The sequence below is a fragment of the Anabaena sp. CCY 9613 genome (genome assembly GCF_963920895.1).
Lineage (GTDB): Bacteria > Cyanobacteriota > Cyanobacteriia > Cyanobacteriales > Nostocaceae > Cyanocohniella.
The window spans coordinates 37,637-52,135 of the sequence record NZ_CAWUDE010000021.1 but is presented as its reverse complement, the minus strand read 5'-3'; the positions used below and the strand labels follow the sequence as shown (position 1 = coordinate 52,135).

Here is a 14,499-nt window from a genome sequence, read left to right as displayed (position 1 = left end):
GCTTACCCTTTTCATTCTGGGGTTACGTGGTTAACAATGGGTTGGATGTGTTGCAAATGATTCATTCAATTTTATGCCTAGAACTCCAAATGAATACGCTGTATACCTTTTACTGGAAAGCGGTCACCGTGAAGAAATACGTTTTCCGACAATTCAAGAATTTCAAAAATGGTATAGTGGCGAACTTGTACCCAAGTCTGCTTCTCATGACTTTATTAGCGTACCGATCAAGAATATTCAAGGGGAGTATATGGTTGTACGCCCCTCTCGGATTGTGGCAATTCGAGTAGAACCACTCTTTAGCTCTAGTGTTGAAAGATTCAACTAAATGATGAGAAAAACCTTTGCTTTGGTTTCCCTGAGTTTGGGAATTGGACTTGTAAACACAATTTGGACGGCTGTGGCTCAGGTTCCTGTACCGTTACCAGTACCGACCAATCCTCAACCCCAGCAGCCAGTCAAACCAAGCACTCCTCCCATACAAGCGTCACCCCCACTCAAACTTTTCCCTCTAGGCACGAATTGTACTCCTGTACACGGTTGCTTGGGTTGGGATGAGCAACTGTGGGGTCGATTAGGTCAACCTGGCGATCGCCAGGCTTTGTTGGCAGCAATTGACAATAGTTTAAGTTACCTGCAAAGAAATAGTGCGATCGCTGCTTATCAAAACTACCCAGTTCCAGGAATTACCCACGATCGCGTGCGGCGGAGTTTAATCCGTTTCCGTCAATTAGTGGTCAACTCTAAATCTCCCGCAGAATTACAATCTGCTGTGCGTCGAGAGTTTGATTTCTATCGGTCTGTTGGTAACGATGGCAAGGGTACTGTTAAGTTTACTGCCTATTACGAACCTATATATAATGCTAGTCGGGTCAGGACTTCTGAATATCGGTATCCTCTTTATCGACTACCAACAGATTTCGATCAATGGGCACAACCCCACCCCAAACGGGTTGATTTGGAAGGGGAAGATGGTTTACTTGGAGATAGAAGCCAGTTGCGCGGTTTAGAGATGCTATGGTTCCGCGATCGCTTCGATGCATATATGGTACATATCCAAGGTTCTGCCCAAATTCAGCTAACAAATGGCACTAGAACCTCTATTGGTTTTGCCGGTGGTACAAATTATCCCTGGACTAGTATTGGGGGACAACTATCCAAAGATGGTAAGTTAGCTGCAAATCAATTAAATATGCCGGGTATAATTAACTTTTTCCAGCGTTACCCACAGGAAATGAGTAATTATCTACCTCGCTGGGAAAGATTTGTCTTCTTCCAAGAAACCGCCGGTAGACCAGCTACTGGGAGTATTAATGTCCCAGTCACCGCAGAACGTTCCATTGCTACAGATAAATCTCTCATGCCGCCTGGCGCACTCGCACTGGTGCATACGTCCTTTCCTTATGCCACCAGCAATGGACAGATGCAGTCTCGTACCGTGAGCCGCTTTGTACTCGATCAGGATACAGGTAGCGCCATCAAAGGCCCAGGAAGAGTTGATTACTTCATGGGATCTGGAAAAGTCGCAGGCGATCGCGCTGGCGTCACAGGTGGTAACGGATCACTATATTATTTACTGCTTAAAAAATAGAGGCTAGGGGAAAGAGGCAGGGTGCAGGGGGGAAATTTCTTCGTTACTCCCCACTCCCTACTCCCTACTCCCTAATAAGGCGGATAATCATCTTCATCAGCATAGATATAAGAACTAGAAACGCCAGCCATTGCTATTTTAGGTGTTTCTACTTTGATAGCTTCTTTGCCAAATTCTTTGTGTTCTTCAAAAGTCTTACAGATCATTGCAGATTCCACAGAATCAGAGGCAATCAGGTACTGTGTTAAAGTCCCCACAGTAGGCTGTTGGTAGTCCACCGTTGAAGCTACCATTACCGTATTAGGTTCAATACCTCGTTCTTCACACTCAATTATGGGGCAGAAAATTCCGTGAGCATGGAATAATGGGCCTTTTGGTGTCACAGGTTGCTTGCGATAGACGGCATAAGCTCTTTCTAATTCCGCCACAAACCCGCTGACAACTCTTCCTTGTTGAAAGTCACAGTAAGTTTTACTAAAACTTGCTCCGGCTGCACCGTTAAGAGTTAATTGTAATGGTGTTTCATGTAAAAACTTTTTATTTTCTCCTACTAAATAAATTAGATAGCGAGTAAAGGTTTTAAATTTAAGTTTGTCTGCTAAAAAAGCATCATAATTTTCTTTAAGAGTACCCAGTTTATTCCCAGTTTCCCGGTCTTTGACAGACAAAGGCCCACGGCGGACTATAACTAACTTGGGAGTATTGGTAATAAAAACGGTTTCCACTCCAGAGCTAAATTCATGCTCTACCTGCTGCCAATTTTCATCCGGCTGAAAACCCACAGCATTAGCATTATCCAGCTTAATCGCCAAACCGTGGGGCTGGATGCCATCTGTACCATACCGGGGATTAATCATCTGACACCAGGGGATGACTTGAGAAGGGGGGGCATTAAATTTCTCGTCCTCAAAGTCGAAATTAGCAGATGCTTTCATCTTTTTAGGCTATCAAAAGTATTTTGCTAAATAAGTTTATCAGGATGGGGAATGAGTAGGTGTTGCTGTTGGAGAGTGATTTTTTAGACTAGATATTATTTTAATCCCTCGTAGCTATTTAAACCAATACTCCATTTTCACAGTCAGTTAACCATAATTAATTTTTTGCAGAGATGCCAACGCTCTTTAGAGATAATACTCTTGTATCATTTAACGGAGTAATGTCAGAGTAATAGCCAGCAAATAGCTGCTTAATTAATATTTATACTTTTTGATATGAATTTAGTCGTTTGTATAACCAAACTAAGCTGAGTACAACCCTAAAAAAATAAAGTCCACAATGATAATAAACCCCCTGGCCGCTGAAACCAGGAGTATTATTAAGAGACTCATTTTTACAAACGTTGGAGCAGGCTTAACCCATGAGTATCAGTACCACATGTATTAAAAAGATTATGTTCACTAGCTAATTGTTGTACTTGTTCTGACTCCAAAGAACTTGGTCTCCAGGGTTTAGGATTGTTGTAAGCATAGAAAGCTTCAACACCATCGATCCCCCGTTCCGCGGCTGCGGGAATTAAGTCGAAATGCGATCGCTTGTAACGCACTGGATGAGCCAAAACAGCTAATCCTCCGGCGTCATGAATAGCAGAAATCACGTTTTTTGCTTGATATGCTGTGCCTATAGTGGCTTTTCTTTGCAAATAAGGTTTGATAATAGAACTTTCTGGCTCAAAAGCATAAGCCAAAATGTGAACTTCTACATCTAATAAGTTGGCATTAATTTCTACACCACTCCACAAGTGAGGAGTATTTTCACCAGGATTTTGCCACTGCCAGTCTTCTAACCAAGTTTGTGCTGCTTCATACCCACCAATATTATGATGGTCTGTAATAGCCAATCCTTGTAACCCGATGGCGATCGCCTGCTCCATTAATGCACTTGGTTGCAACTTTCCATCGGAATGGACTGTATGCATATGAAAATTGAATAACTTAGGACAGCTTTGGGCATCAACCTTGTGGAATATTTGCCTTAAAAGTTCTGCGGAAGTAGAAGTCCGAGAAAAATTTACAACCATAGCCCCCTCTGAACGAAAATATGTGATTCCCCATACACACCAACACGCAACACTTAATATGTGAGAAGATGCCAGTACTTAGAAAGTATTTGTAGCTATTTTCTCAATTTTAATTAGCCAAATTTTTCAATATGTTAAGACTACCTTAGCAAATCTCAATGCTTGTGGCGATCAGTATTTTTGATTGCTGACATAAAGTTTAGTGAAAATTTGTCCTAAGGAATGTGGATTTAATAAAATACAGAACCTCACCCCCAACCCCCTTGGTAAGGAGAGGAGAGACTTTGACGTAAGTCAAAGGCGGGGTGAGGTGAAAAAATAGACTTGCATGTTATTTAATTCATATTCCTAATTAATCAATGCATCTGGAATTGGGGACTTCCGACTAAAAAAATAATCACTCGCTGTGTTAGGTAGGGGAGCAGGGGGAAAAGAAAAATATCATCTGAATAAATTGGGGAATTTATTCTCTGGAAGTCCCTTATTACAGCAAGGAGAACGCTTTTATGCACTCAAGTCTGAACAATGGGGCGAGTGAAGATGATTGCGGCGTTATATATAGAACTTACGCCTAACTTTGCCACATGACGTGAAAAGTCAGGAACTTACGCAATCAAAATTTGTCATTGCAACCGTAGGAAAGCAACCCCAGTGTTTTAGCTGATTACGTCGCTATCGCAGGTAATGACACAATTACGTAAATTTTAAGTAAGTCCTAATATCTCACCAGTTTATGGTTCTGTTCACGGTTGAAGAGTCATGCAAGCTAAAATTTCCCTAAGTTACTTTATAGGTAACCGACTAAATCCATCAATATGCGGATAAGATTATCGACATACTCTGGTCTTAGAGTATAAAACTTTATTGTTACTTCTCAGGAGTGGTGTAAAGTTGAGTTCCCCTATTTTGTCTACCAAATATCTTCAAGCAGATATCCTGCAATCAATGCTAACTAACCAGGTTAACAAATCAAACCCCGCCCTGGAATTGGCAAGACCTGCTATTTCAAGAATATTATCTTTCACACTTGGTATAGGAATAGCAAGCACAGCGTTACTCAGTATAAACCTCAGTAGTGCCGTTGCTCAGTTGCCATCTCTACCACAACAAATACTGCTGAGTGAAACAACGTCTCAGGTTAACATGTTGTTTGTGAACCCAGATATGGGTGACGATGCTGTAAATAATGGTAGTGAAAGCGCTCCCGTCAAGACGATTACCCAAGCATTGAAACTAGCTACTGCCAATACAGTAATTGTACTGTCCCCAGGCACTTACAGCGCTGATACTGGAGAGTCTTTTCCTCTGCTGCTCAAAACGGGTGTTTCCATTCAAGGCGATGCTGGTACCAAAGGACAGGGCATAACCATTCAAGGCGGAGGTGGATTTCTCAGCCGCAGCTTTGGCGGTCAAAATGTTACCCTGATTGGGGCTAACCAAGCGAAGTTAACTGGAGTAACAGTCACAAACCCAAATCCCCGTGGTTATGGTTTATGGATTGAATCGAGCAATCCGCTAATCACGGACAATACATTTACTGGCAATACCCAGGATGGGATTTCTATTACTGGCAACAGTACCCCAACTATTAACAAGAATTACTTTCATCGCAATGGTGCCAATGGCATCACAATTGGTGGTAGTTCTCAGCCCCAAGTGCGGGAAAATCTCTTTGAACAAACGGGTTTTGGGATTAATATTACCCAAAATGCTGCACCTATGGTAGTCAGTAATCAAATTCAAAATAATCGCTCTGGAATTATAGTACAAGCTAATGCTCGTCCAATTTTACGCAATAATTTAATTCAAGGTAGTCAAGAAGATGGTTTAGTAGCGATCGCTCAAGCAATCCCAAATTTGGGTACTGTTGCTGAACCAGGTGGTAATGAATTTCGTAATAATACTCGCCATGATATTAATGCTAGTGCCGCGAAAGAAGTGATTCCTGCTGCTGGCAATACGCTGGCTCAAAATCGCGTTGCTGGTCAGGTAGATTTCAACGCACAAATAGCACCCATCGCGGAAAATTCTCCCCCCGCTACTGTCGCCAATCGTATTATAAAAGACATCCCAGCCAATGGAGAAATTACTTTTGCTGCTCCTAGTCAGCCCATTCAGCCTGTGCAACCACAGATGAATTACGTCAAGATTGATCCCAATACGGTTGAATTTACTGCTCCTGTATCACCGCGTGTAAACATCAGTCCTATCCAACCATTGCCTACATCAGGGGAACCTCCCTTTGGTGAATCAGTTCTCCAAGCAAACCCCAATGGTAATCTTCCCATTGGCGCTTCTGGGAATCTGCAACCGACACCAGCAACCCCAACTCGTACAACTGCCTTGCCTCCTGCTAACGTTGAACAGAGGGGTGTCCGTTACCGCGTAGTAGTCAATGTTACCACCGACCGAGAAAGAGACATGGTGCGAAATTTGGCACCTGGCGCATTTCCTACTATTCGTCAGGGTCGTAGAGTCATGCAAGCGGGAGTTTTTAGTAATCGTCAGAATGCTGATGAAATAGTAAGCATACTGAATAGTAATGGTTTAAAAACTATTATTGAGCCGTTGAATTAATACAGACAAGTTTGGCTTATCTTTGGAAAATACTTACGGAGATAAGCCGATTTTTTATACTTAATTATTAAGTGAATATTGCTACATTTTTGCTTAAATTTGGGAATTATTCGACCGAACTTACTGATATTGAGTTATTTTTATGACAATTTTTACAAGTATACTCGACAAAATTTTTGGCGTATTTAAGGTAAATTAGAACACTAAATGCACCTTAATCAGTTTACTATGATGTTAATATACTGTAAGTTCTTCATAGAGGAACTCTATAGGTCGCATAAATTAAGTTCATGAAAAATTTAAAATCTTACTTAAAGAACTGAAGTAAATTAAAATAGCAGTAAATCAATGTAAAACCACGAATTTGTGGCTTAATGAAGCCTAAAGAGTCTCAAATATCAGTAATTGCTAGATTTTAGTCATTTATGGCATTAAATTAGCTGCATCTGTATTTAGGCTCTTTAGCTTGTTTTGCAACAAATTCCATTTATAACTCTAAGTGGCTTGAGTAAAATCTAGTCGATTTTAGTGCAGCATTTTTGTTGCTGATTTTGGCTGCTTTTTAAATGAGAAATTTTAAATTTTCGACGCTAACCATCGAATTGAAAACACTGTGTTGTTTAAATTCTCTTAGCAATTGGATCATCAGACTCCAGCAAGTAGATTTTGTGTCCGCAAAAAATAGTTGGTACACAGTTTATGGAACTTAAACAAACTAAGATAAAGAGAAGACGAGGAGTTGTTTTAACTTCTCAGGGACTACAGCGGTTACAAGAAGCGATTTTATCTTGGGAAATAGCAGAAAACAAAGGCGATCGCTTAAGTTTAGATGACCTGAGTAATCTAGCTAATGTTTCTACTAAAACTCTGAGTCGATTGTGGTCTTTGAGTCAAGGTGTAGATCAAAAAACTCTCCAATTGTGCTTTAGTGCCTTTAATCTAAAATTAGATCGAGAAGATTACAAAGTGCTGAGTGAAGATCACGAAACCGAAATATCCAGTTTTTCTTCAGAAAATCAGTCTCAACTCTCTAGTGATCAATTAAAAAGTTGTTTCTCATATCCATATGGGCCAGTAGCGTTAGATTCCCCCTTATATGTTGAGCGTCCGCCCATAGAAGAATTAGTTTATCGAGAAATTACGCAACCAGGATCTGTAATTAGAATTTTGTCTCCTAGACAAATGGGTAAAACTTCTTTGGTACTGCGTCTTTTAGACTTTGCACAGACACAAGGATATCAGACTGTTAATCTCAATTGCTCCCAAATTGATGACCACTGTTTAACTAACTTAAGTAAACTTTTGCGTTGTATTTGTTGGCAAATCTCCCAACAATTGGGGATTGAACCCAACCTTGATGATGATTGGGATGAGGAACTTGGACATAAGTTAATCTGTAGTTTTTACTTGCACAATCATATTCTCAAGCAGAGTAACAATCCCGTAGTTCTAGTATTGAATGAAGTTGATCACTTTTTTGAATATCCTCACATTGCTCAAGAATTTTTTGCTTTGTTGCGTTCTTGGTGCGAGGAAGCACGACAAAATTACCATTGGCAGAAGCTGAGATTAGTAGTGGTTTACTCTACAGAACAATATATTTCCTTAAATATTAACCGCTCACCATTTAATATTGGATTACCTATTCGCCTGGGCGAATTTACTCAGCAACAAGTAAAAGATTTAGCTAAAAGATACGGTCTAGATTGGAGTTCTGGTCAAGAAATTGCTCAATTGATGTCTCTGGTGGGAGGTCATCCAGCGCTGATTCAAATAGCTTTGTTTTATCTTGTCTCTCAAAATATGACTTTACAAGATTTAATACAAGAGGCGATGACTAATGGTGGCATTTATCGTCATCACTTATGGCGACACTGGGTAAAACTGCAAGCTAATCCTAAATTGTTAGAAATATATACTGAACTTGTAACAGAACAAGGTGTGATTCTTGATCCTGTGGATGCTTATAAACTCGAAAGTTTAGGATTGATTTGCTTTAAAGGTGATCGCATCTTACCCCGTTGTGAACTCTATCGGTCTTATTTCAGAAAACAACTGTCTGTTTTGACTTAAATAAATTCTACAATCAAGTGTATTTTAAACTTTGAAGCTCCTTGATTGTGGAATGATCATAATCTATAGTCTAACGCAAATAAGAGAATTTACCAAAATAAAGGATTCAGTATTTAGCGATTTCCTTCTCAATGCCAAGAGCTTATAACTCGGCTAGAGAATGCATTTTGGGGGCTGCATAGCATATGTTAATTGCAACTGATATCTTGCACCATTTTTAATAGAGGACTAAAGTCCTGACTACAAACATTTAATTATTTATGCTGTTTTACTTAAGCAAAGTTGTAGATTTACACTAGGGCTGTTAAGAATGTTATTACTTCTATTAACAAAATGCAAGGACAATTAAGACATTTAAGTAGACAGTTAAACATTTCCAAGACAGTTAAGCAATTTATCAAAAAATTATAAATTACATCAGATTTTTTGGCTATTTTACTTGATAATGGTTAAGCTATGTCTTACTTATCAAGAGTGACCATATATAATGGCAACAAAATTTCTATAAATTGCCAATTATTGTGTTAATCTCTTTATTTGGTATCAAAAGATGATATGAAATACCAAGTTGGTGGCAGTCTTCCTAGTGATGATCCTAGCTACGTTATTCGTCAGGCAGATGAACAACTTTATGCCAGTCTCACATCTGGCGATTTTTGTTATGTCTTCAATGCTCGGCAAATGGGTAAATCATCGCTCCTACATCGCACAAGTAATCATCTAAAAAAAGAAGGTCATAGCTGTGTTTATCTAGATGTGACCCGCTTGGGTAGTGAAGATACAACAAGTGAACAATGGTACAAAGGGGTTGTTATTAGTCTTTTTTACGACTTAAATTTGGCTGAAAAAGTTAATTTTAAATGTTGGTGGGAGATGCAAGCGGATCTTTCTCCGGTGCAAAAGCTAAATCAATTTGTAGAAGAGATTTTACTGTCTCCAGCACAAAATCAGCGTGTTTTTATATTTATAGATGAGATTGATAGTTTATTAAGTTTGAGTTTTGCAGTCAGCGACTTTTTTGCCTGGATTCGTCATTGCTATAATCAGCGATCGCACGACCCAAAATTTCAACGTTTAGGATTTGCACTGTTTGGGGTAGCTAGTCCATCTGACCTGATTACCGATAAGCGGCGCACACCTTTTAACATTGGTACAGCAGTCGAGTTGTCTGGTTTTCAACTACAAGAAGCAACACCATTACTCAAAGGATTAGAAAAAGTAGTTAGTCAACCACAAGTAGTATTACAGAAGATTCTTGACTGGACAGGTGGACAACCTTTTTTGACGCAAAAACTGTGTCAGTTAGTTGTCCAAATTGCCTGGGAAACACCAAACAAAAAAATTGATTTACCTCCAGCTACTGAAGGGTACTGGATAGAACAACTGGTCAAAAAGCAGATTATTCAGCATTGGCAATCTCAAGACGAACCAGAACATTTACGCACAATCCGCGATCGCCTGCTTTATGATGAACAACGAGCAGGGCGGTTGCTAGGTCTTTATCAGCAGGTGTTAGACGCTGAAACAGCAGGAACCCAAGGACAAGCTAACCCTCCTTTAGCCATCGATGATAGTCGAGAACAGACAGAGTTATTATTATCTGGTTTAGTCGAGAAACACAAGAGCTACCTCAAAATTAAAAATCCGATTTATCGGCATGTGTTCAACGAGCAATGGGTAATCAGGCAATTAGACAATCTCCGTCCTTACTCACAAATATTTAATGCTTGGGTAGCATCAGGTTATAAAGATAAGTCACGTTTATTGCGAGGAGAGGCTTTAAAAGATGCTCAAAATTGGGCGTTGGGCAAAAGTTTAAGCGATTTAGATTATAAGTTTTTTGCTGCTAGTCAAGAATACGAACAGATAGAAGTGCAAACAACATTGGAAGCAGCACGGCTTCAAGAAGTAGAAGCAAGACTAGCGCAAGAGAGAAAAACAGCTAAATTACAAAGATTTCTGCTAATTGGCATGTGTATTAAGTTCCTTGTCTCCACTAGTTTGGCCATAGGAATTTACATTTTGTACCACCAAGCCAAAATCAGCGCGACTCAAGCGAAAAACAGTGAACTTGGAGCGCTGATATCTTCGTCTGAGGGGATGTTTGCCTCAAATCGCAGGTTAGATGCGCTAGTAGAAGCCATTAAAGCCACAGATAGACTGCAAACACTAGCAAAATCAAATCCAAAACTGGAGAAGCAGGCAAAAAATGTATTACAGCAAGCAGCTCATAACACAGATGAGTACAATCGTTTTGCCGGACATACAGCAGCTGTGATGGCAGTAGATGTCAGTCCTGATAGTTCTCTGATTGCTTCAGCAAGTATGGATAAAACAATCAAGATTTGGCGCAGTGATGGTACAAAAATTGCAACTCTCAAAGATCATCAGGGAGCAGTCAGGATAGTCAAATTTAGTCCTGACGGTCAGCTAATCGCCTCAGCGAGTGAAGATGGTAGCATTAAACTCTGGAAAAGAGAGGAAACAGACGCATCATGGAGCGTTTCGGCAACATTTACAGGTCACACTGCTTCCGTTTGGGGAGTCGCCTTTAGTCCTGATGGTAAGTTTCTCGTCTCTGCTGGTTGGGACACAACTATGAGATTCTGGCAGCTAGATGGTACTTTGCTGAAAACATTTTCAGGTTACAACAAGGGATTTTGGGGAGTTGACTTTAGTCCTGATGGTCAAACCGTGGCTGCGGCAAGTCTAGATGGCACAGTAAAACTCTGGCAAAGAGACAGTGCCGGCTGGCAGAACCCCAAGCCTCTAGAACCTCTCCAAAGCCACAGTGCTTGGGTTGTGGGAGTAGCTTTCAGTCCTGATGGCCAAACCATTGCTTCAGCGAGTGAAGACAAAACTGTCAAACTTTGGCGACGAGACAGTAAAGATGGCATTTATCGACTTGATAAAACTTTCCAAGGTAACAGTGCGGGGGTTACAGGAGTAGCATTTAGTCCTGATGGTCAGACTGTGGCCTCTGCCAGTCTCGATAAAACAATTAAACTTTGGAACATTGACGGTACAGAACTGAGGACACTCAGAGGACATAGTGCCTCTATTTGGGGGGTAACATTCAGTCCTGACGGCAGCTTTATTGTTTCGGCGGGTGCAGAAAACCTTGTCAGACTTTGGCAGAGTGAGAATCCATTCCAGAAAAGTATGATTGCTCATAGTGCAGGTATTTGGTCAATAGCGATCGCCTCCGATAGTTCCACCATTGCCACAGCCAGCCACGAAAACACCGCTAAATTTTGGAGTCGCCAAGGTAAGTTGCTCCAAAGTTTAACTGAAGAAAGTGTGATCTTCGAGGTTTCATTTAGTAGAGATGGCCAGTTAGTTGCTTTTGCAGCCGACGATGATACAGTAAAACTCAAACAACGAGACGGTACTTTAGTTGCTAGTTACAAACATTCTGATGGTAAAAGTACAGGATTAGTATTGAGTCCTGATGGTCAGGCGATCGCCATCGCAAATGTTAATAAAATTGCTCAAATATGGAAACTCAATCAGCCTGCACCGCAGATTCTTAAAGGACATCAAGCGGAAGTGTGGCAAGTTGCATTTAGTCCTGACGGTCAGCTAGTAGCTTCAGCCAGTGGTGATGGTACCGTTAAGCTGTGGACGCTAGATGGCAAGTTGCTGAAAACCCTTGTCGGACATACTGCGGCAGTGTGGAGAGTGGCATTTAGTCCTGATGGTAAAATGGTAGCCTCTGGAAGTGGTGATGGTACAGTTAAGTTGTGGACGCTAGATGGCAAGTTGCTGAACACATTCAAAGGTCACACAGCTGCGATTTGGGGAGTTGCGTTTAGTGCCGACGGAAAAATATTGGTTTCTGGTAGTGTGGATGCTACTATCAAACTTTGGAAAATGGACGGTACAGAACTAACGACCCTCAGAGGACATACCGCAGCCATTAGGAAAATTGCCATCAGCCGGGATGGGACAATGCTGGCTTCAGGTGGTGATGATAACACACTGATTTTGTGGAATTTACCGCGAATTATCGAGCTAGATGCACTAGCTTATGGTTGCAAGTTGGTACGGAATTATTTGCAAAATAACATAGCAGTGGAAGAGAGCGATCGCTCTTTGTGCCATTAATCTGGTACCGCTACCTTGGAAGTCAAAAGTCAAATGTTCAGGAAATGATATGTCTTATCCTTCCGCACCTTGGACACTTGTAGGCGATGCTATTCAAACTCTGCATTTGGTCAATATTGAACAAGTGCGTTCACTTGTGCCGACAGAGTTAAATATTATTTCTATATGGCCTGGTAAAACCCTCGGTGGTATCTATTTATCTCGGTATGAATCAGGCTCAGTGCTGCAATACAGTGAGTTAATTGTTGTCCCGGCTGTGGTGTTTTATCAAGGTAAAATAGGCCCTTGGATTTCTCATATATATGTAGATAATGCTGATTCTGTAGCTGGTGGACGGGAAATTTGGGGATTACCCAAAGAACTGGCCGATTTTACCTGGGAAGAAAAAAATGTAACTGTGCGTCAAGGCGATCGCCTGCTGTGTCATCTCAATTACAATCAGCAAAGTCTAGCATGGCGACAAAAGTTAAGCGCTTCTGCTTTCAGCGTCATGAATCATAATTTATTGACATTTCGGGCTGAAGTAGATGCTCGTTTGGGTTGGGTGGGTTGCAACGTAGAAGTCCCGGCTATAAGTCCTTTTACGGGTATCAATTTCAGTCAGCCTTTTGCTACTGTTTGTTGTGAGCAAATGAGGTTATGGGTTGATGCGCCACAAGTTGTGGTACAGAGAACAGGTGACATAATTTCTAGGTAAAAATAGTGAGCCTAGCTTACTGTAGGTATCGTCTGAATATCAAGATCATTTTTACCCAGTAAATAATCAGTAATTGTTGATGTATTAATTAATATTACAAAATCATGATTTGGTAAATTTCGTGATAATTTTACACTTAATATTATGGGTGTATTAAAGTTCAACTAAAAGCTAGATACTGTTAGTTAGAGTTTATCTTTGCAACTTGTTTAGAGCTATTCCATATATTCAAAATAAAGAGACTTTTCAGTATATGGGCCTATGAAAAATTTTATTTAAATATATGACCTGGGAAATTGGGGCAGGAAAAAATATTCAAAATATCTGCATTTTTTACTGCTATGTAATTACTCAATAAGATTGATGCCAAATATCAAGATGTTTAGTTATGGAGATCATAGGTTCATAACTTAAGTTTATAAGGATATAGAATTGATTTTTGATTTACTTAACAATTTTTTGCACTTTAAACCCAATACAATAGTTAAGAAAAATGAAAAATTTAGTAAGTGATATCCTGAATGAGAATACTAAATCGCTGATAAAATCATCTCCAATATACCAAATTTTAGATAACAAATTTCATGCAAATAAGCTAGCTGTTGCCGGAAAAAGACTTGATATTTGTGCCAATGAACTAGCTATTTATTTGCTTCATGCTGGTAGCAAAAAGTATGTATTGCGCGATAAAGTCTGCCTAGAAATTGGTAGTGGATGGTTACTAACTCACTCATTGCTTTTTTACCTTCTGGGAGCTAAAAAGATTTATGCAACGGATATAGAACCTTTATTACAGAGCGAATATATTTCAAAAGCTGTATCTAAGTCGGTAAATTGGAGTATATTAGACAGTTTATCGACATTTGAAGATCGTGAACTAATAAAATATCGTCTCGAAAAATTGCTGTCAGTCAAAAATTTTACTGTAGAAAAATTACAAGAATTTGGTATAAAATACATTGCTCCCATCGATTTATCTCAACGAATGCCTAGTGAAGAGAAAATAGATTTTATATTTTCTAAATCGGTGTTAGAACATGTACCAGTTGATGATGTAGTACCACTGTGCGAAAACCTGATCAGTGGACTTTCTAGAAATGGTTTTATGTTTCATCTTATTCATTTGTCTGATCACAGGGATTTATTTAATAAACCATTTGATTTTTTAATTTATCCACAAGCGGAATATTCGAGATACTTACAAACAAGGTGGGGAAATCGCATTCGCCGTAGCCAATGGCAACAAATATTTTCTAACTTCAAAGACTTAAACTTTAAATTTCTATTTGAGTGGTCATGCAAGGATAAATCATTACCAGACCAAATAGACTCTTGTATTCAATATACAGATGAAGAAGACTTGAGAATTTCTCACATCGGTGTTTATATGACCCGCAAAGATGTATAAAAATTACGGGCGCGATCGCACCCGTGTCT

At 39.9% G+C, this 14,499-nt stretch carries 9 protein-coding genes; 7 read left to right on the top strand and 2 right to left on the bottom strand.

Annotated features, from left to right (window positions below):
• Positions 1-73 precede the first annotated feature (73 nt).
• Together ACM0OT_RS20605 and ACM0OT_RS20600 are read left to right on the top strand one after the other, a co-directional pair.
• Positions 74-328, top strand: a complete 255-nt coding sequence (locus tag ACM0OT_RS20605; protein ID WP_414566263.1) for a hypothetical protein — start codon at positions 74-76, stop codon at positions 326-328.
• 3 nt (positions 329-331) lie between these two features.
• Positions 332-1,591 carry a murein transglycosylase A gene (locus ACM0OT_RS20600; RefSeq protein WP_414566295.1) on the top strand — a complete coding sequence of 420 codons (1,260 nt, stop codon included), beginning with the start codon at positions 332-334 and terminating at the stop codon, positions 1,589-1,591.
• Positions 1,592-1,662: 71 nt separating this feature from the next.
• On the opposite strand, the gene ACM0OT_RS20595 is transcribed toward ACM0OT_RS20600, so the two are convergent.
• Together ACM0OT_RS20595 and ACM0OT_RS20590 are read right to left on the bottom strand one after the other, a co-directional pair.
• The gene (locus ACM0OT_RS20595) at positions 1,663-2,526 is read right to left on the bottom strand and encodes a DUF5895 domain-containing protein (RefSeq protein ID WP_414566262.1); all 864 of its coding nucleotides are present in this window, start codon (positions 2,524-2,526) and stop codon (positions 1,663-1,665) included.
• Between the two features lie 395 nt (positions 2,527-2,921).
• Positions 2,922-3,608, bottom strand: a complete 687-nt coding sequence (locus tag ACM0OT_RS20590; protein WP_414566261.1) for a PHP domain-containing protein — start codon at positions 3,606-3,608, stop codon at positions 2,922-2,924.
• A gap of 945 nt (positions 3,609-4,553) precedes the next feature.
• Between ACM0OT_RS20590 and ACM0OT_RS20585 the strand changes: the two genes are divergently transcribed.
• From ACM0OT_RS20585 to ACM0OT_RS20565, 5 genes are all read left to right on the top strand, one after another.
• Positions 4,554-6,185 carry a DUF1565 domain-containing protein gene (locus ACM0OT_RS20585; RefSeq protein ID WP_414566294.1) on the top strand — a complete coding sequence of 544 codons (1,632 nt, stop codon included), beginning with the start codon at positions 4,554-4,556 and terminating at the stop codon, positions 6,183-6,185.
• Positions 6,186-6,884: 699 nt separating this feature from the next.
• Complete coding sequence (locus tag ACM0OT_RS20580; protein WP_414566260.1) at positions 6,885-8,258, top strand: AAA-like domain-containing protein; 1,374 nt, start codon at positions 6,885-6,887, stop codon at positions 8,256-8,258.
• Between the two features lie 555 nt (positions 8,259-8,813).
• Entirely contained in the window at positions 8,814-12,365 is a 3,552-nt protein-coding gene (locus ACM0OT_RS20575) for an AAA-like domain-containing protein (protein ID WP_414566259.1), read from the top strand.
• A 49-nt stretch (positions 12,366-12,414) separates the two neighbouring features.
• A complete protein-coding gene (locus ACM0OT_RS20570) occupies positions 12,415-13,062 on the top strand; it encodes an acetoacetate decarboxylase family protein (RefSeq protein WP_414566258.1) in 648 nt (215 codons plus the stop codon).
• A 493-nt stretch (positions 13,063-13,555) separates the two neighbouring features.
• Positions 13,556-14,470 (top strand): hypothetical protein, encoded by a 915-nt coding sequence (locus ACM0OT_RS20565; protein WP_414566257.1) that lies wholly within the window; start codon positions 13,556-13,558, stop codon positions 14,468-14,470.
• Positions 14,471-14,499 lie beyond the last annotated feature (29 nt).

Coding starts and splice junctions, on each gene's coding strand:
- ACM0OT_RS20575 (WP_414566259.1), top strand. CDS start 8,814: ATGAAATACCAAGTTGGTGGCAGTCTTCCTAGTGATGATCCTAGCTAC.
- ACM0OT_RS20570 (WP_414566258.1), top strand. CDS start 12,415: ATGTCTTATCCTTCCGCACCTTGGACACTTGTAGGCGATGCTATTCAA.
- ACM0OT_RS20605 (WP_414566263.1), top strand. CDS start 74: ATGCCTAGAACTCCAAATGAATACGCTGTATACCTTTTACTGGAAAGC.
- ACM0OT_RS20580 (WP_414566260.1), top strand. CDS start 6,885: ATGGAACTTAAACAAACTAAGATAAAGAGAAGACGAGGAGTTGTTTTA.
- ACM0OT_RS20565 (WP_414566257.1), top strand. CDS start 13,556: ATGAAAAATTTAGTAAGTGATATCCTGAATGAGAATACTAAATCGCTG.
- ACM0OT_RS20595 (WP_414566262.1), bottom strand. CDS start 2,526: ATGAAAGCATCTGCTAATTTCGACTTTGAGGACGAGAAATTTAATGCC.
- ACM0OT_RS20585 (WP_414566294.1), top strand. CDS start 4,554: ATGCTAACTAACCAGGTTAACAAATCAAACCCCGCCCTGGAATTGGCA.
- ACM0OT_RS20590 (WP_414566261.1), bottom strand. CDS start 3,608: ATGGTTGTAAATTTTTCTCGGACTTCTACTTCCGCAGAACTTTTAAGG.
- ACM0OT_RS20600 (WP_414566295.1), top strand. CDS start 332: ATGAGAAAAACCTTTGCTTTGGTTTCCCTGAGTTTGGGAATTGGACTT.